The sequence below is a fragment of the Pseudomonas sp. Nvir genome (genome assembly GCF_963778085.1).
GTDB classification, from domain to species: Bacteria; Pseudomonadota; Gammaproteobacteria; order Pseudomonadales; family Pseudomonadaceae; genus Aquipseudomonas; species Aquipseudomonas juntendi.
In genome coordinates this window covers 2,363,220-2,381,282 of record NZ_OY970405.1, presented here as the reverse complement: position 1 = coordinate 2,381,282, position 18,063 = coordinate 2,363,220, and the positions used below count along the sequence as shown (strand labels likewise).

Annotated in this window: 16 protein-coding genes; 6 read left to right on the top strand and 10 right to left on the bottom strand. The window is 64.8% G+C overall.

The window, feature by feature from the left end:
• Positions 1-270: 270 nt before the first annotated feature.
• Complete coding sequence (locus tag AACG97_RS11450) at positions 271-531, top strand: DUF1652 domain-containing protein (RefSeq protein WP_009686520.1); 261 nt, start codon at positions 271-273, stop codon at positions 529-531.
• Here the strand turns inward: AACG97_RS11450 and AACG97_RS11445 are convergent.
• From AACG97_RS11445 to AACG97_RS11430, 4 genes are all read right to left on the bottom strand, one after another.
• The gene (locus AACG97_RS11445; RefSeq protein WP_047149652.1) at positions 528-2,618 is read right to left on the bottom strand and encodes a putative bifunctional diguanylate cyclase/phosphodiesterase; all 2,091 of its coding nucleotides are present in this window, start codon (positions 2,616-2,618) and stop codon (positions 528-530) included. The genes AACG97_RS11450 and AACG97_RS11445 overlap by 4 nt on opposite strands.
• A 173-nt stretch (positions 2,619-2,791) precedes the next feature.
• Positions 2,792-3,724, bottom strand: a complete 933-nt coding sequence (gene catA, locus AACG97_RS11440; protein ID WP_115293916.1) for a catechol 1,2-dioxygenase — start codon at positions 3,722-3,724, stop codon at positions 2,792-2,794.
• Positions 3,725-3,759: 35 nt separating this feature from the next.
• Complete coding sequence (catC, locus tag AACG97_RS11435; RefSeq protein ID WP_115293915.1) at positions 3,760-4,050, bottom strand: muconolactone Delta-isomerase; 291 nt, start codon at positions 4,048-4,050, stop codon at positions 3,760-3,762.
• A gap of 98 nt (positions 4,051-4,148) precedes the next feature.
• The gene (locus tag AACG97_RS11430; protein ID WP_009686515.1) at positions 4,149-5,270 is read right to left on the bottom strand and encodes a muconate cycloisomerase family protein; all 1,122 of its coding nucleotides are present in this window, start codon (positions 5,268-5,270) and stop codon (positions 4,149-4,151) included.
• Between the two features lie 135 nt (positions 5,271-5,405).
• On the opposite strand from AACG97_RS11430, the gene AACG97_RS11425 reads away from it, so the two are divergent.
• The 3 genes from AACG97_RS11425 (at position 5,406) to AACG97_RS11415 (ending at position 8,481) form a co-directional block, all read left to right on the top strand.
• The gene (locus tag AACG97_RS11425) at positions 5,406-6,278 is read left to right on the top strand and encodes a LysR family transcriptional regulator (protein ID WP_009686514.1); all 873 of its coding nucleotides are present in this window, start codon (positions 5,406-5,408) and stop codon (positions 6,276-6,278) included.
• A 135-nt stretch (positions 6,279-6,413) separates the two neighbouring features.
• Positions 6,414-7,181 (top strand): SDR family NAD(P)-dependent oxidoreductase, encoded by a 768-nt coding sequence (locus AACG97_RS11420; protein WP_047149653.1) that lies wholly within the window; start codon positions 6,414-6,416, stop codon positions 7,179-7,181.
• A gap of 28 nt (positions 7,182-7,209) precedes the next feature.
• Positions 7,210-8,481, top strand: coding sequence for a D-arabinono-1,4-lactone oxidase (locus AACG97_RS11415; protein WP_009686511.1), 1,272 nt, complete (start codon positions 7,210-7,212; stop codon positions 8,479-8,481).
• 92 nt (positions 8,482-8,573) lie between these two features.
• Here AACG97_RS11415 and AACG97_RS11410 read toward each other — a convergent pair whose 3' ends face one another.
• From AACG97_RS11410 to AACG97_RS11390, 5 genes are all read right to left on the bottom strand, one after another.
• On the bottom strand, positions 8,574-9,371 hold the full coding sequence (locus AACG97_RS11410) for a helix-turn-helix domain-containing protein (protein WP_009686510.1): 798 nt from the start codon (positions 9,369-9,371) through the stop codon (positions 8,574-8,576).
• Positions 9,372-9,485: 114 nt separating this feature from the next.
• Complete coding sequence (gene eutH / locus AACG97_RS11405; RefSeq protein ID WP_029887056.1) at positions 9,486-10,718, bottom strand: ethanolamine utilization protein EutH; 1,233 nt, start codon at positions 10,716-10,718, stop codon at positions 9,486-9,488.
• A gap of 184 nt (positions 10,719-10,902) precedes the next feature.
• Positions 10,903-11,958, bottom strand: coding sequence for a lipocalin-like domain-containing protein (locus AACG97_RS11400; RefSeq protein ID WP_009686508.1), 1,056 nt, complete (start codon positions 11,956-11,958; stop codon positions 10,903-10,905).
• Entirely contained in the window at positions 11,948-14,410 is a 2,463-nt protein-coding gene (locus AACG97_RS11395; protein WP_197884816.1) for an FtsX-like permease family protein, read from the bottom strand. Before AACG97_RS11395 ends, AACG97_RS11400 begins: the two co-directional genes overlap by 11 nt.
• Complete coding sequence (locus AACG97_RS11390) at positions 14,407-15,075, bottom strand: ABC transporter ATP-binding protein (protein WP_009686506.1); 669 nt, start codon at positions 15,073-15,075, stop codon at positions 14,407-14,409. Before AACG97_RS11390 ends, AACG97_RS11395 begins: the two co-directional genes overlap by 4 nt.
• Positions 15,076-15,276: 201 nt before the next feature.
• Between AACG97_RS11390 and AACG97_RS11385 the strand changes: the two genes are divergently transcribed.
• Positions 15,277-16,344, top strand: a complete 1,068-nt coding sequence (locus AACG97_RS11385) for an aromatic ring-hydroxylating dioxygenase subunit alpha (RefSeq protein ID WP_009686505.1) — start codon at positions 15,277-15,279, stop codon at positions 16,342-16,344.
• A gap of 12 nt (positions 16,345-16,356) precedes the next feature.
• Positions 16,357-17,307: a PDR/VanB family oxidoreductase gene (locus AACG97_RS11380; RefSeq protein WP_197884815.1), complete on the top strand. Its 951-nt coding sequence runs from the start codon at positions 16,357-16,359 to the stop codon at positions 17,305-17,307.
• Here the strand turns inward: AACG97_RS11380 and AACG97_RS11375 are convergent.
• A complete protein-coding gene (locus AACG97_RS11375) occupies positions 17,287-18,027 on the bottom strand; it encodes a GntR family transcriptional regulator (protein WP_009686503.1) in 741 nt (246 codons plus the stop codon). The two genes, AACG97_RS11380 and AACG97_RS11375, sit on opposite strands and share 21 nt — an antisense overlap.
• Between the last annotated feature and the right edge of the window lie 36 nt (positions 18,028-18,063).

The following is an 18,063-nucleotide window of genomic DNA, read 5'->3' as shown; positions in this document are numbered from 1 at the left end:
GCCGTTCGTCTGAAAGCGAGGGGCCAGGGCCGACAGTGCAACCCGCAGAAAACCTGCGCCGGGGCGCACATCCAACAGGCGAAAACGTTTGCCCCGAGGGCTTTGGCACTGCGCCGGCGGGGCCGCAGATGTGACCGTTGTCATGCATCAATACATTTGTCATGTTCGCCGCTGAGAATCGCGCATTGCAGGTGCTATGTTTACTTACCCGGCGGCCGCATCGATGTGGCCACCCGCCCACTACGTCCAGGCACGGACCAGGAGGCTGGCATGAACAAGATGACGTTCCCCAACGCCTGCCAGGTGATGCGCTGGCATTTCCACCCGCTGGGCTTCGAGGCCAGCATGGATGCGCCACGCAGCATGGTCGCGCGGTTGTTCGACCGGGCCACCGGAGAAACCGTGCTGGCGATTGCCGGCATCCCGTGTGCGGCAATCATGGCCGCTGCCGATGTCGAACGCATCATCGAGGCCGTCGAGGCCGAGATGGATGCCTTCGCCCCCGCCTTTACCTTGCGCGACGCCGGTTAACCGGCAGACTTGGCCCCCGGGCCCATCGCTTGCAGCTTGCTCAGAAATTGCTCGGCCGGTACGGGTTGCCCCAACAGGTAGCCCTGCAGCGAGTCACAGCCCAGGCGGGTCAGAAACGCCTGCTGCCGGTCAGTTTCTACCCCTTCGGCGACGATTCGCAGCCCCAGTGCCTGGCCTAGCGCGACAATCGCCGACACGATCGCGGCGTCATCGCTGTCCTGTTCCAGTTCGCGCACGAAGCCGCGGTCGATCTTCAGTTCGTTGGCGGGCAGGCGCTTGAGGTACATCAGGCTGGAATAACCGGTACCGAAATCATCAATGGACAGGTCCACGCCCATATCGGACAAGCGCTGCAGCACTGTGAGGCTGGCATCGGCGTCATGCATGGCGGTGGTTTCGGTAATTTCCAGGGTCAGGCAGTTGGCTGGCAGGCCATTGTGCTGCAAGGCCTGGGCCACGCTGTCGACCAGCCCGCAATGGCTGAACTGGATAGCCGACAGGTTGACCGCCATGCGCCACTGATGATGGCCTTGGTCCAGCCAGAGACGCATCTGCCGGCAGGCTTCGTTGAGCACCCATTCGCCAATCGGGATGATCAGGCCGGTTTTTTCTGCCAGCGCGATGAAGCGGTCAGGCATCAGCAACCCCTGCTGCGGGTGCTCCCAGCGCAACAAGGCTTCGGCACCGATGGGCTGGCAAGCCTGGGCGTCGAACTTGGGCTGGTAGTGCAAGCGGAACTGGCGCTGCGCCACGGCCTGGCGCAAGTCCTGCAGCAGCTGCAACTGCTGGCGGGCGTTGCTGTTCATCGACACGTCGAAGAACCTGTAGCCATTCTTGCCGGCGCTCTTGGCGTGGTACATGGCCGCGTCGGCATTGCGCAGCAGCTCGTGCTGGTCCTGGCCATTGCCCGGGTAAAGGACGATACCCAGGCTGGCCGACAACTGCAGGTCGTGCTCGGCCACCCGGAATGGCCGTGACACCAGGTTGACCTGCTTGACCGCCACGTCCATGGCATCGTCGGGTTCCTGCAACTGCACCAGCAGCACGAACTCATCGCCACCGATCCGTGCCAGGGTGTCCTGGCTGTGCAGGTGGCCGCGCAGGCGGGCGGCCACGGCCTTGAGCAGCAGGTCGCCAATGTGGTGGCCAAACGCATCGTTGACCGGTTTGAAACCGTCCAGGTCGATGAACATCAGGGCAAAACAGCCGCCCTGCTCCGCCACCCTGGCAATCGCCTGCTCGATGCGGTCAGCCAGCAAGGTGCGGTTGGGCAGGCCTGTCAGGGTGTCGTGCAGGGCCAGCTGGGTCAGTTCCTGGTTGGCCAAGGTCAGCGAACGGGCCAGCTCTGCGGTGCGCACCTCCAGGCGCGCGTCCAGCACCGAGGTCAACAAGGCTACCGCCAACACTGACAAGGTGGTGATGAGCACCAGGTAGACCAGGCCATCGCCTTGCAGGCCACCGCCCGCCAGCGCCCCGCAGAAGCTGCCATCCGGGAAGTTCGCCGCTGCCATGCCGGTGTAGTGCATGCCCACGATGGCCAAGCCCATTACCACTGCTGCCAGGCCGCGAATCTGCCGCACATAGGGTGTGTGCGCACGCAGGCGGAAGGCGATCCACAATGCCGCCGCCGAGGCACCGACAGCGATCAGCAGCGAGGCGCCGAACAGTGTCGGGTCATAATCGATGCCTGGCAGCATGCGCATCGCCGCCATGCCGGTGTAGTGCATGCAGGCAATGCCTGCACCCATGATCAGCGCGCCAAACGCCAATTGCAGACTTGGCAGGCTTGGCTGGCTGACCAGCCACAAGGCAAAGCCCGATGAAAGCACGGCGATCAACAGCGAGAACGCGGTCAGGCCCAGGTCATACCCCAGGTCGATGGGCAGGCTGAAGGCGAGCATGCCCACGAAGTGCATGGACCAGACGCCCATCCCCATGGCCAGTGCGCCACCGAACATCCACAAGTGGGCAGCCCGGCCTTTGGCCGTGGCGATGCGGCCGGCCAGGTCAAGGGCGGTATAGGACGCCAGGATCGCCACGCACAGCGAAATCAACACCAGCGAAGAGGAGTAGCTACCGGTCAGCATGGGGGTTTCCAGCACTGGGACGGGAGTCCCGGAAAAAGCTGACGATTGTACTCAAGCTTAGGCGAAACGCACGGGGTTTTTGCGAATGGGAATGGATCCAAAAAAGCCTGTGGCGGGTTTGCCAACGGAGCCGGTGCCGCGGCGGATCGCACCGGCTTTGCGGGTGTGTGCGGCTAACCTTGCAAGGCCCGCGGGCGGCGGCTGCGTTCCTCGGCTTGCGGCGCCGTGGCCGCCTGCAGATGGAAGTCGAAGGCCAGCTCGGCAAAGCGCCCACCCTGCACGCCACGGTCATGCGCTGCCGCGGCATCCTCGACAAAGCGCAGCTCGCCGATCAACCCGTCGCGGGTGGCATAGGCGAAGTCATCCCACAGGTACCGGTCGCCGGCAAAATTGATCTGGGTGGTCAGGTGCCGGTGCCCAGGTGCCGAAATGAAGAAGTGCACGTGCGCCGGGCGCTGGCCGTGACGACCGAGCTGGTCCAGGCACTCCTGGGTAGGCCCCTGTGGGTCGCAGCCGTAGCCCGACGGCACGATCGAGCGCGCCCGGTAGCGGCCCTCGGCATCGGTGACGATGCGGCGGCGCAGGTTGTACGCGGACTGGCTCGAATCGAAGTACGAGTACGTGCCTTGGGTGTTGGCGTGCCACAGGTCGACGGTCGCGCCCGCCAACGGCCGGCCGTCGGCAGCAAAGACCTGGCCGTGCAGGAACATCACCACCCCGGGGTCGGTGCCGTCATCCATGCGCGCCTCCCCTTCTGCCAGCGGGGCACCGGCAACGTACAGCGGCCCTTCGATGGTGCGCGGGGTGCCCCCGCCCAGGCCGGCCTCGGCATCCTTGGCATCCTGCAGCAAGTCGAGGAAGTGCTCGATGCCCAGGCCGGCGGCCAACAGCCCTGCCTCGTTACGGCCGCCCAGGCGGTTGAGGTAGTCGATGGCGTGCCAGAACTCATCCTCGCTGACCTCCAGGTCTTCGATCAGGCGTGCAGTGTCCTGCAGCACGCGGCGGATGATCTTCTTGAAACGCGGGTTGCCTTCGGCATGGTCCAGCCCGGCGACCTTGTCGAAGAACGCCTGGATGTCAGCAGTGTGGGAAATGTTCACGGTCATCGTACTCACCTCGTATTGTTCTTGTTCAGCAGCAATCAGCGGTCGTCGCTGTGGACCGACGAGGGGTGCCGGCACAAGCCGTCAATCTCGATGTCCATGTACGGGAACAGCGGCAACTGCATCAGGGTGTCGTGCAGGGCCTCGACGCTAGGCACATCGAACACGCTGTAGTTGGCGTAGTGCCCGGCAATGCGCCACAAGTGGCGCCAGGTGCCTTCGCGCTGCAGCCGCTGGGCCAACGCCTTTTCATCGGCCTTGAGCTGGGCAGCGGTGGCCGGGTTCATGTCGACCGGCAGTTTCACCGTCATCTTCACGTGGAACAGCATGCAGGTTTCTCCTTTCTTGCGTCAGCTTCAAAAGCTGGCAGGGCTTTGCCCAAGTGGGCTCCCCGCCGTGGTGTGCGCGTGCGCCTGCAGCCTGCAGTTCAGCGCCTGGCGAAGCGCGCCAGGCGCGTTTCGTCCAGGGTCAGCCCCAGCCCGGGGGTGCGCGCAATGTGCAAGTGGAAATCGCGATACTGCGGCGGCTCGTTGACGATTTCCTCGGTCAGCAGCAATGGCCCGAACAATTCCGTACCCCAGGTCAGCTGGCGCAGGGTGAGGAAGGCATGGGCCGAGGCCAGCGTGCCTATCGAGCCTTCCAGCATGGTGCCGCCGTACAGGGCGATACCGGCAGCCTCGGCGATCTGCGCGGTGCGCAGCACAGCGCGGGGGCCACCGTTCTTGGCGATTTTCAAGGCGAAGATGCTGGCGGCGCCGTCGGCAGCCAGGCTGAAGGCGTCTTCGACGCTTTCGATCGACTCATCGGCCATGATCGGGGCCGGGCTGCGCTGGTTCAGGCGCACCTGGCCAGCGCGGTTGATGCGCGAAATCGGCTGCTCGATCAGGTCGATGCCGTTGTCGCCCAGCACCTGGCATGCCCGCAGCGCCTGGGACTCGTCCCAGTACTGGTTGACGTCGACCCGCACGCTGGCGCTGTCGCCCAGTTCGCGCTTGATCGCCACCACATGCCTGAGGTCCTGGTCCACCGGGTTGGCACCGATCTTCAGCTTGAACACCCGGTGGCGGCGTATTTCCAGCATGTGCTGGGCTTCGGCGATGTCACGCGCGGTGTCGCCGCTGGCCAGGGTCCAGGCCACCTCCAGGCTGTCGCGTACACGGCCACCCAGCAGTTCGCTGACCGGCAGGCCCAGGCGCTTGCCCTGGGCGTCGAGCAACGCGCTTTCGAGCCCGGACTTGGCAAAGGTGTTGCCTTTGGCCAATTTGTCCAGCTTGAGCATGGCCGCGTTGATGTTGTCTGCCGGCAGGCCGAGCAGCGCCGGGGCCAGGTACGCGTCGATGTTGGCCTTGATACCCTCGGGGCTTTCGTAGCCATAGGCCAGGCCGCCAATGGTGGTGGCCTCGCCCAGGCCTTCCACGCCATCGCTGCAGCGCACGCGCAATACCACCAGGGTCTGCTGCTGCAGGGTGTGCATTGCCAGCTTGTGCGGGCGAATGGTGGGCAGGTCGACGATGACTGCCTCGATACGTTCAATCAGCGCGCTTGTCATTGTTGCCAGGTCTCGTCAGGTCGGGCGGGCGAAGGCCAGCCCGAATGGTGCATGTGCTTGCTTGTGCGAAGATTGCGCGAGACCCTGCGCAGCGTCCAATATCATATGAATCTCTCACCATACCCTGGAGGTCTGATGGAGCTACGCCACCTGCGCTACTTCAAGGTCCTGGCAGAAACCTTGAACTTCACCCGCGCCGCTGAGCTGCTGCACATTGCCCAGCCACCGCTGAGCCGGCAGATCAGCCAGCTCGAAGACGAGCTCGGCACCCTGTTGGTCGCGCGCGAACGCCCGCTGCGGCTGACCGATGCAGGCCGTTTTTTCTATGAGCAAACCTGCACCGTGCTGCAGCAGTTGCAGAGCATCAACGACAACACCCGGCGTATCGGCCAGGGCCAGCGCCAGTGGCTGGGCATCGGTTTTGCCCCCTCCACCCTGTACACCGTGCTGCCCGACTTGATCCGCGAGCTGCGCCAGGACAGCGACCTGGAGCTGGGCCTGAGCGAAATGACCACGCTGCAGCAGGTGCAAGCTCTGAAAAGCGGGCGTATCGACATTGCCTTTGGCCGCATCCGCATCGACGACCCGGCCATTGAGCAGCAGGTATTGTGCGAGGACCCACTGGTAGCGGTGCTACCCAAGGGCCACCCGCTGTCTGCCAGCCCATTGAGCCTGGCGCAACTGGCGGCGGAGGCGTTCATCCTTTACCCGGCCAACCCCCGGCCCAGTTATGCCGACCATGTGCTGGCGCTGTTTGCCCAGCACGGTATGAGCATCCGGGTCAGCCAGTGGGCCAATGAGTTGCAGACAGCGATCGGCCTGGTGGCAGTAGGTGTCGGTATCACCCTGGTGCCGGCATCGGTGCAGCAGCAGCACCGCACCGACATTGAATACGTGGGCCTGCTGGACAGCAGCGCGGTCAGCCCGATCATTCTCAGCCGCCGCCAGGGGGATATCAGCCCGATGGTGCAGCGTTGCCTGGCCTTGCTGGCACGGCAGGCTGGCTGAGCCCACTGCGTGCAGCCCGCCCCCGTATACCCATCGGTATATGGATGTTCCCGTTGATCTGTTTCATGCTCGGCCACGCGAATCGCGAAACGCCCGGGCAACAAACACTTCAACAAAGATCTTCGGGAGTCGAACATGGCGGGACGTCTAAACGGCAAGGTAGCGCTGATCACGGGTGGCGCGGGTGGCTGCGGGCTGGCCGCCTCGCAACTGTTCGCGGCAGAGGGGGCGCAGGTCGGCATTGTCGACCTGCCCGGCAGCGACGGCGCAGCGGTTGCGCGACAACTGCGCGAAGCCGGCCACCAAGCGGTTTTCGCCGCAGCCGATGTGTCGGACGCGCAGCAAGTCAAGGCCGCTGTCGCCACCGTGGAGGCAGCCTTCGGCCACATCACCGTATTGATGAACCACGCCGGCATCCTTTCGGCTGTCCCCTTCCTCGACACCAGCGAAGAAGAATGGGACCGGATCATGGCCGTGAACGTGAAAAGCATGTTCCTGGTCACCCGTGCGGTGCTGCCGGGCATGCTCGCAGCCGGCGGCGGCAGCATCGTGTGTACCTCCTCCATATCGGCCGTGGTGGGCACGCCAATGGAAGTCCTGTATTGCACCAGCAAGGGCGCCACCCATATGTTCGCCCGGGCCATTGCCGTGGAGTTCCGTGACCGCGGTATCCGCGCCAATGCCATTTGCCCGGGTTTCATTGCCACAGCCCACGGCCTGCGGGAAATCGACATGCTGCGCAAGCACGGTGTGGACGTCAGCGAACAGGCCATCGCGACCGCCCAGGGGCGCCTGTGCCAACCCGCCGAGGTAGCCAGCGCCGCCTTGTTCCTGGCCAGTGACGACGCCAGTTTCGTCAACGGCGCGCACCTGTTCGCGGATAACGGCTACACCGCGGTCTGACCTCAAGCACGCCAAGCAGGAGAATGACGTGAGCACTTCCTCCAACAACATGCACATCAACGAATTCGGCCTGGACCACGCGCACTGGCGCAACTGGGCCGGTAACCAGTCCTGCATTCGCGCGGCACGCGGGGCGCCGGCCAGCGAAGACGAACTGTGCACGCTGGTCAACCAGGCCAGCCGCAACGGCATGAACGTTCGGGTGGCCGGGTCCGGGCATTCGTTCACCCCGGTAGCGCTGACCAATGGCCTGCACCTGACGCTGGCCAACATGAGCGGCATACGCCATGTCGACCACGCCAGAAAGCGCGTCACCGCCGCAGCCGGCACCACCATCAATGCCTTCGGCAAGGCCCTGCGGGCGGCCGGCCTGTCGATGGTCAACCAGGGCGACATCGACAGCCAGTCGATTGCCGGGGCACTCACCACCGGTACTCACGGCACAGGCCTTACCCTGGGCAACCTGGCCTCGTCGATAGTGGGCATGAAGCTGGTGCAACCCAACGGCGACATTCTCGTCGTCGATGAAAGCACCCCTGACCTGCTGCAGGCGGGCCGCGTTTCCCTGGGTGTGCTGGGCATCGTCAGCGAACTGACCTTGCAGGTGACCGACAGCTTCAACCTGCACGAGCGCATTTGGCGCGAAGACTTCGAGAGCGTGATGGACAGGCACGACGAACTGGCGCGCAAGCATCGCCATTTCAGTTTCTTCTGGTGCCCCACCGAGCAGAGCCGGCACTGCTATTGCCTGCCCGACACCGCGGCCACCAGTAGCAGCGGGCGCACCACCGACGTGTGCGAAGTCAAGGTCATGGACATTACGGATCGCCCCGCCTGGGAAAGCGCATTCGAGAAGGTCGCGTACAGCTCGGATGTGTACCCGATCGAGTACCTGCCCAATTTCCATGAACTGGAGTACGCCGTGCCGCTGCGCCACAGCAAGGAAGCCCTGCGGGCAGTGCGCAAGCTGATGCTGGAAGACTTCCCGCAAGCCATCTACCCCATCGAGTACCGGTTCACGGCAGGTGACGGCGCCTGGATGAGCCCGTTCTTCGAACAGGACAGCGTGACCATTTCGGTATCCGGCGAGCCGGGCACCGATTACTGGGACTACTTGCGCGCGGTGGACCAGATCCTGCGGTCGTATGGCGCCCGGCCGCATTGGGGCAAGTTGCACTTCCTGACGGGCGAGGATGTAAGCGCCATCTACCCGCGTGCCGAGGACTTCCGCAAGCTGCGCCGGCAGCTGGACCCGCAGGGCACCTACCTGAGCGAACATCTCAGCCCGCTGTTCAAATAAGCACCCCGCTCCTGGCGCACCTGGCAACGTGCCGGGGCGGGCTTGCACCGCGTACGGGCCGCGCAGCGGCCCACTGCCGGCAACGCGCGGTGCTATGCCTTGGCCAGATAATCGATGAACAGGCGAAACAGTTCGGCGTTGGTGGAAATGTCCAGCCGCTGGTAGATGTTGTGCTTGTGCACCTTCACCGTCCCCTCCGAGATATTCAACTGCCGGGCAATCGAGGCGTTGCTGTGCCCTTGCAGCAACAGCTTGGCGATCAAACGCTGGGTCTCGGTCAACTGCCCCTGCAGGATTTCCACGAAGGCATCCTCCAGCACGGCGCCTTCCGGCGAAGCCCGCAGGCACTCGGCAAAACGCAGCCGACAGTGCTGGCCGAACAGCGCGGCCAGCAATGGCGCCAGGTCCGCCAGCAGCGCCATTTCCGCCGCGCTGAAGTCCCCACTGCGCTGATGGCGCATCAGCGAATAGACCATGGCCACCTGGGGCTGCAGCGGCATGATGAACCCCACCTCTTCCACTGCCGTGCCGTAGCCGGAGGCCACGCAAGGGTGGATATCACGGGAGATGGCGAAACCTGAAGAGAAGAAGCAGTCGGGCGCCAGTTCACTCATGCGCCACAGCCCGGCTGGGTGCTCGTTGACGCAGGCCACATAAAACGGGTCCAGCAAGTAACCGCCGCGCACATAGGCGTTCAGGGTGCGCTCGCTGACGCTGTGGTTGTAGCCGTTATGCACCAGCACGGCCGGCTGGTTGAACTGGAACAGGTACGCACAGCTCATGTCGAACGCCAGCTTGTCGCCTATCACCTTGTCCAGCGCCGGCCCGAAGTGTTCGCTGCCGATCGCTTCGATCAGCGCCGCCAGCCCGTTCGCTTCGTCTTTTGTCATTGTTCACCACGCTCTCATGCACCAAAGCCTCATGACCTTACCGTCTTGGCCAGCCAAAAGCACAAAATCCGGGGCGCCCTGGGCGCTCCGGATCAAATGCACGACGCTTTGCGCTCAGGACGGCTCGGGCGCCACCGCGAAGGCGCCTGCGGCGTCGTCCTGGCGCCCCATTTCCTGCGCCTTGGGCACGGCCAGCCAACTGGCCAGCAGCATGGCAATCAGGCCGCCACTGAGCTTGCCAATCATCAGCGGCAGGATCAGCGAGGGCTGGAAGTTTGCCGAGAAGGCCATGTGGTCGCCGAAGGTGAAGGCCGCGCACACCGAAAAGGCTATCACCAACACCTTGTCCTTGGGCGGCATCTCGCTGACCAGGCGGAACATGGCGAGGATATTGGCCGAAGCCGCCAGCACACCCGCAGCCCCGACCCCAGACATGCCGAAGCGCGATGCCACGCGCTCGATCGGCCGCGCCAGAAAGCGCTTGAGCAAATGCACCATGGGGAATGCCCCGCACAGCATCAGGCCGACGTAGCCGGCAATCTCCAGGGCGCGGAACTGGTCATCGGCATCGGCGATGATCGGCGCGAAGCCCCAACTGCCGAATACATGGCTGAACAGCCCGGTGAAGTACTGCACGATCGACGCCACCAGTACCAGCACCACGGCGATGTACATGAACTGCCCGAGCTTGAGGAACAGGTACACCATCAGTGCCGGGCAGTAACGCAGCGCCGCCGCCAGGGCAATGCAGAACAGGATCAAGGGCATCAGGTTGCGCAGCAGCATCGCCCAGGAAAAATGCAAGGCCTGGGTGGCGGCACCGGTGGTTGCGATATCCGGGCGCACCCCCAGGTCCAGTCCCTGCATGGCCATGGCGATGATCATGATGCTCAAGGGAATGGCCAGCAGCCCAGCCATGATGCCCAGTGCCATGTACTTGTGATCGACCTTGCGCAGCATGGCCAACCCGACCGGGATGACGAAAATGATCGTCGAACCACTCTGGAACCCGGTGATCAGGCCGAGGATCCAGCCTTCCGGGCTTTGCGCCAAAGCCTTGGCCAACTGGTAGCCGCCCATGTCCGAGGCGATGAAGATAGGCCCCGCGGTGCCAGGGTCGGCGCCCATCAACTGGAACAGCGGCGCGATCACCTGGCTGATGCCGGCTGAAATGTACGGGATCGCGGCCATGATGCCAGCGACCGGGATGAAGATCGGGCCGATGCTGTGCAGCCCGGCGATGAACTCCTGGCCCAGCTCGCCTTCGGGGTTATAGATGGATGCCAATGCACCCAGTACCGCACACACCATGATCACGTAGATGACATAGGTACCGATGCTTTCCATTTGCCGCCTCATTTTTAGAGTTGTGGGGTTGGCAGGTCTGAAAGGTCACAGGGGCATCGTTGTTTTTATGCTGAGCAAGGCGTGCCCCGTTGAGCATTCAAGCTAAGCGGCGGGGGGTGGGCTGTCCATATACCGGGAGGTATATGCCCCTGCAAAAGAGAGTGCCGTGCCCGGTTCGAAATGCTTAATACCCGGTCATTTCCAGGTACCCACGGCCACCGGCACTGCCGCTCAAACGCACCGGCCCTTCCCAATACGGGAAGCGCGTCTGCATCCACGCCTGCGGCTGAACAGCATCGACCTGCACATCCACCCCGTGCTCAGGCACCTGCACCCGCCAGCGGGTCGGCAGCTGCTTGCCATTGCCCTGTCGGGCCCAGGCCAGCGGCTGCAAGCGGATCTGTGCCGGCAACAGCGCTACCCCCTGGCCCTGCGGGTCGATCCAGGTGCCGGCGCGATACGCCTCCCCGTGCGCTTCGCGCACCTGAAACAGCATCAGCTTGGCGCCGCTGTCCAGGTGCAGCGAGAACCAGTCCCAGCCCGTTTGCCCGGCATCCAGCGGCTGGCTGCTCCATTCCCGGTCCAGCCAGGCCTGGCCAGCCACCGCGATGCACAGGCCGTCGCGCTCGACCTCGCCGCGCACCCGGTAGAACGGCTGGCTGTAGTAGTAAGAAGCCTGGCCCTTGCCCGACTTTTCGCTGTAGCCCTGCTGGCCGTGCAGCACCAGAGGCCGCTCGCTGCGCAACTGCAGGTCGTAGCGAAAACCTTTGCCAGCGGCCGTCATGCGCAGGTTGTCGATACCGCCCGGCCCCTGCAGCGACCAATCGTCGATCCACGCCCGAAACGGCTGGGCCTGCACACCCGCCTGGCCAATCCCGCCACGGGCCAGGGTTTCAGCTGACCGATGGCCGCCGGGGCCGGTCAACGCGGCGTGGCCCATCCACAGGTTCGGGCTCTGCCAATCGCCGGTCTCCGGGCCGGGGCGCAGGGCTGAGCGGAACAGCGTCCACTGCGCGCCCCAGTCACGCCCTTGGGTGTCTTTGAGGTTGGCGGTGACGTACCACCACTCGATGCGGAAACCATCGTGGGCCGCATGGTCCCGTGGGAATTCCAGGCGATGGCCGCGGGTGACCTGGCTGAACCCGCCTGCCGGCTGGCCGAGGCCGGCATAGCTTTGCGGTGCCGGCTGATCACAACCGCACAACAGGCTGCAGAGCAACAGCCAGGCTTTACGTTTCATCGGCAAACGGCCTCAACAGTTCGCGCGGCTGACGCCGGGCCAGTTGCCAGAGTGGCCAGGCGCTGGCCAACAGGCTGGTGAGCAGGCCCAGCAGGGCCAGTTGCAGCAACTGGGCGGGAAACACATGCAGCGGCAAACGCCAACCGAATGCCTGAACATTCACCACCGCGACCAGGCACCAGGCCAGCAACAGGCCCAACGGCAGCGCCAACAGCACGGTCAGGCTGCTGAGCAGCAGTGCCTGGCCAAGGCTCAGCCACACCAGCTGGGTACGCCGTACCCCCAGGGCCCATAGCGGCGCCAGCTGGCGCAGACGGGACTGGCCCAAGGTCAGCAGGTTGATGAACAGCGCCACGCCGGCCACGCCCAGGGTCAGGCTGTTGAGCGCGGCGGTGGCGGCGAAGGTGCGGTTGAATACCTCGGTCGACCACCGCTTCAACTGCGCCTGCTGCACGACCCGGCTGTCGTCGAGGTGAAAGCGCTGTTGCAACGCGGCTTTCAAGGCGGCCCCCTGGGGGTCGAGCAGGTCGACGCTCAAGCCTGTCAACGCAGCATCCGGCCAATGCGCGCGCAGCGATTGGGCATTCACCAGCATTTGGCCCTTGGGGTTGCCATAGTCGGCGTACAGGCCAACGACGAGCAAGCCGCGAGACGGGTCCGTGGGCAGCTTCAGGTGGTCCCCCAAGTGCAAACGCAACCGCCGCGCCAGCTGCTCACTGAGCATCACGGCCTGCCCCTCGGCCAATAGCTGCCAGGCCTGCGGCTGCTGTTCCAGCAACGGCCACCGGCTGTGATAAACGGGATGGTCGAGAATGCCCTGCACCTGGACCGGCCAGCCTTGCACCTGCGTTTCGACGCGCCAGCCAGGCAGAACCACCCGCACGGCAGGTTGCTGCCCCAGCCACTGGGCTATCTGCAGGCCTTGCGCGGTATCGCTTGGGCTCACGTACAGGTCGGCGGACAAGCGCTGGTCCAGCCAGCCGACAAAGGTCTTGCGAAAACCCTCGGTCATGCTGCCCACACCTACGCTGGCAGCCAGCGCCAGCAGCAAGGCCATCAGCGCCAGGCTCAAGGCAGGCAACTGCTGGCGGCTGTCGGCAACGAACCACTGGGCCAACGGCCGCTGACAACGGCGCGCCAACCAGGCCAGCACCCTGTCGAGCCAGGCTGGCAACGCCAATGCCGCCCCCAGCAACAGCGCCGCCAGCATACCGAAGGCGCCGGGCAGGCTGTCACCGAACACCCCGCAAGCTGACGCCAGCACCAGCAACAGGCCCGCTACCCAAGCCTGACGGCTCAGCCACGGCCCCTGTGCCAAGCGCCATGCTTGCGGCTGCGCCAACGCCAGCAAGGGCAAGCGTGCGGCGCGCAGGATGCTGCCCAGCCCGGCCAGCAGTGCACCGAGTACGCTCACCATCACGCCCCACAACCACCACTGCGCAGGCAGGTTCAGCGTGCCTGCGACCTGCGCGCCATACAGCCCGCGCAGACTGGCGGCGACATCGGGCAGCAACCAGGCCGCCACCGCGTAGCCACTGGCTACCCCGGCCAGCCCGCCAAGCACTGCGAACAGCCCCAGCTCCAGACCCAGGGCACACAGCAGGGTAGCCAGGCTGACACCACAGGCGCGCAGGTTGCGAATCAGCCCGCGCCGCTGTTCCAATGCCAGGCCAATCGCGGCATGGGCGATGAACAGGCCGACGACGAAGGCCAACAGGCCTAGCGCAGTGAGGTTGAGGTGGAAGCTGTCGGTCAGGCGCTGCAAACCGCCATCATCCTGCCGGGGTTGCACGACAAGGTCAGCCGCAATGTCGGCAGGCAAAGGCCCCGGGCTTGCCGCTACCAGCAGGCGTGACAACTGCCGCGGTGCCTGCAGCAAGGCCTGCGCATGGCCGATATCGACCACGATCACCCCGGGGGCCAGCTCGGCTTGCACCAGCAACGGCGGCAGCGGTTGCCCATCGCGGTCGTGGGCCACCTGCCCTGCGGTCATGTTCAACAGGCGCAAGGTGTCTGGCCCGACCCAGGCCTGCCCGGGCACGCCGATGAACGCCTGCAGGTCGAACGCCTGGGGCTGCACCCCGGCGATACTGCTGGCCGCCGGCAGGCTCAATGGCTCGATGCCGATCAGGCGCACACTGCGCCCGGGCTCGCCTGGCAGGCGCAGGCGCCCCTCCAGCACCGGCGACACCGCCCAACCCAGCCTGCGCAGTTGCACGTACAGCGCCTGGTCAAAGCGTTCGCCGTGGCGTGGCAGCAGTTGCGTCTGCAGCGGCCCGGCCAGTACCGCACTGGCCCTGGCGTAGTCGCTGCGTGCCTGGCTGTTCAAGGCCTGCACCCCGGTCCATAGCGCCGTGGCCAGCCACAGCCCGGTGAAGATGCTGAAAAACTGCACGCGGTGGCGCCGCCAGTGGCTGAGCAAAGCCAACAGGGCCAGCGACAGCAGCCTCATGCGCCCTGCCCGCTGCGCACACGGCCACCCTGCAGGTAGCAACGTTGCTGCAGCCGCGCCGCCAGCCGGGGGCTGTGGGTGACCATCAGCAGGCCGCTGCCAGCCTCGCTGACCAGTTGCAGCAACAGGCTCAGCACTTCGTCGCTGGTGGCTTCGTCAAGGCTGCCGGTGGGTTCGTCAGCCAATAACCAGGCCGGGCGCCCAGCCAATGCGCGGCCGATGGCCACGCGTTGCTGCTGGCCGCCCGACAGTTGTTCAGGGTAACGCCCGAGCAGGTCAGCCAGGCCCAGGCGTTGAGCCAGGTGGGCGCCCCATTCGGGGTCGTGCCGGTTGGCCAGCCGGGCCTGGAATGCCAGGTTGCTGCCCACGTCCAGGCTGCTGATCAGGTTGTACTGCTGGAACACCAGGCCAATCCCCTGTCGCCGCCACAGTGCCAGGGACGCCTCCGAGCGGCTGTCCAGGGCACTGCCGTCAATCAGGATGCGCCCGCTGTCGGCACGGTCCAGGCCGGCCACCAGGTGCAGCAAGGTGCTCTTGCCACTGCCAGACTCGCCCATCAAGGCCAGGCTGCTGCCGCGCGCCAGGCACAGGTCGACGCCCTGCAACACCGGCAACGGCCCTTGGGGGGTGGCAAATGATTTGTGCAGGTTTTCGATGGCCAGCATCGGGGGGGCCTTGGGGTCTCGGGTGACTATCCAGTAATAGCAGGTCACGGACACATAGGAGAGACGCGCCCATCAATGGATCCACAGACGATTCGATAATCGCACAAATAGCGCTATTCATTACGTAAATGCAGATTGACCACGCACGCGCATATGGCTCTAATGGATCCATTAAACAAAAACAAAACTTGGAGAGCCTTCATGTACCCGAAAAACACCTGGTACGTTGCCTGCACCCCTGACGAAATTGCCGACAAGCCCTTGGGCCGACAGATCTGCGGCGAAAAAATCGTCTTTTACCGTGGCCAGCAGAACCGTGTAGCCGCTGTCGAGGACTTCTGCCCGCACCGAGGCGCGCCGTTATCCCTGGGCTACGTGGAAGACGGCAACCTGGTCTGCGGCTATCACGGCCTGGTCATGGGCTGCGACGGCAAGACGGTGTCGATGCCTGGCCAGCGGGTTCGCGGCTTTCCGTGCAACAAGGCGTTTGCCGTCGTGGAGCGCCATGGCTTCATCTGGGTCTGGCCTGGCGACCAGGCGCAGGCCGACCCAGCGCTTATCCCGCATTTGGAATGGGCAGACAATGAAGAGTGGGCGTACGGCGGAGGGCTGTTCCACATTGGCTGCGACTATCGCCTGATGATTGACAACCTCATGGACCTGACCCACGAAACCTACGTGCATGCCTCCAGCATCGGCCAGAAGGAAATCGACGAAGCCCCGCCCGTCACCACCGTCACCGGCGACGAAGTGGTCACCGCCCGGCACATGGAAAACATCATGGCCCCGCCCTTCTGGCGCATGGCCCTGCGCGGCAACGGCCTGGCCGACGATGTGCCGGTGGACCGCTGGCAGATCTGCCGCTTCACCCCACCCAGCCACGTCCTGATCGAAGTGGGTGTGGCACATGCCGGCAAGGGTGGCTACCACGCTGCAGCGCAGCACAAGGCCGCGAGCATCGTGGTCGACTTCATCACCCCGGAAAGCGACACCTCGATCTGGTACTTCTGGGGCATGGCGCGCAATTTTGCCGCGCACGACCAGAACCTGACCGCCGACATCCGCGAGGGCCAGGGCAAGATTTTCAGCGAAGACCTGGAAATGCTCGAGCGCCAGCAACAGAACCTGCTGGCCAACCCTGGGCGCAACCTGCTGAAGCTGAACATCGATGCCGGTGGCGTGCAATCGCGCAAGGTGCTGGAGCGGATCATCGCCAAAGAGCGTGCAGCACAGCCGCAACTGATCGCCACCAGCGCCACCCCTGCCTGAGGAGCCACCGACATGATCGATGCCATCGTGGTATCCCGTAACGATGAAGCGCAGGGTATCTGCAGTTTCGAGCTGGCCTCGGCAGATGGCAGCCTGCTGCCGGCATTCAGCGCCGGGGCCCACATTGACGTGCACCTGCCCGATGGCCTGGTGCGCCAGTATTCGCTGTGCAACCACCCGCAAGAGCGCCACCGCTACCTGATCGGCGTACTCCATGACCCGGCTTCGCGGGGCGGCTCACGCAGCCTGCACGAGCAGGTGCAGGTCGGCGCGCGGCTGCAGATCAGTGCGCCGCGCAACCTGTTCCCGCTGGCCGATGGGGCGCGGCGCAGCCTGCTGTTTGCCGGCGGCATCGGCATTACCCCGATCCTGTGCATGGCCGAGCAGTTGGCCCACAGTGGCCACGATTTCGAGCTGCACTACTGCGCCCGCTCCAGTGAGCGTGCCGCATTCGTCGGGCGTATCCGCAACGCGCCCTTTGCCGACCGCTTGTTCGTGCATTTTGACGAGCAGCCGGAAACGGCGCTGGACGCTCGCCAGGTGCTGGGCAACCCGCAAGCTGACGTGCACCTGTATGTGTGCGGGCCGGGCGGGTTCATGCAGCATGTGCTGGGCAGCGCCAGGGAGCTGGGCTGGCAGGAGGCCAACCTGCACCGCGAGTATTTCGCAGCCGCACCCGTGGACGCCAGCAACGACGGCAGCTTCTCGGTACAGGTCAACAGCACCGGCCAAGTGTTCGAGGTGCCAGCCGACCAGACCGTGGTACAGGTACTGGAGCAAAACGGCATCGAGATCGCCATGTCGTGCGAGCGAGGTATTTGCGGCACGTGCCTGACCCGCGTACTGCAGGGCACGCCAGACCACCGCGACCTGTTCCTGACCGAAGAGGAACAAGCCCTCAACGATCAGTTCACGCCTTGCTGCTCGCGCGCGAAAACACCGTTACTGGTGCTGGATATCTGAAGCGGCCAGCGCACTGGGAAGGATCACCTGCATGCCGGTGCCCGAGGCGTTTGCGCCGAAGGTTTCGGCATAGCGCAAGGTTGCATTGGCATGCTCGCGCATGATCGCTTCGGCGCGGGCACCCTGGCGGTTGACCAGGGCATCGAACACGGCATGGTGCTGCATGTGGGCGAAGTTGAAGCGCCGGTATTCACGGGCCAGGTCGTGGCGGTCTACCGCCAGCGCCGTGACCGAGGCGAATGGCAGGTGGTCGTTGCGCGCCAGCGCCACGGTAATGGCCGGGTTGTGGCTGGCTTCGATGATCACCTGGTGAAAGCGCATGTTCAGATCGTGGTAGGCCTGCAGGTCTTCTTCGGTCACGAAGCCCTTGTCGAACAGCTGGTCGCCCTCTATCAGGCACTGCTGCAGTGCCGCACGGGCCGGCGCGGCCAAGCCGCGCTCGGCAGCCTGGCGGGCGGCCAGGCCTTCGAGCACACCGCGCACCTCGACTGCACCGGCAATGTCATCGGCGCTCACCGAACGCACTTGAAAGCCCCGGCCGCCGAAGCGGACCAGCAGGCCTTCCTGTTCGAGCGTGCGAAAGGCCATGCGCACCGGCATGCGTGAAACGCCGAACAGTTCGGCAGTGGGAACTTCCATCAGGCGCTCGCCGGCCGCCAGCTCGCCTGAGGCGATCATCTTGCGCAACGCGACCAGCACCATTTGACCGGGCTTGCTCATCCAGGCAACTTCCAGGGAAACGAGCCGGCATCTTAG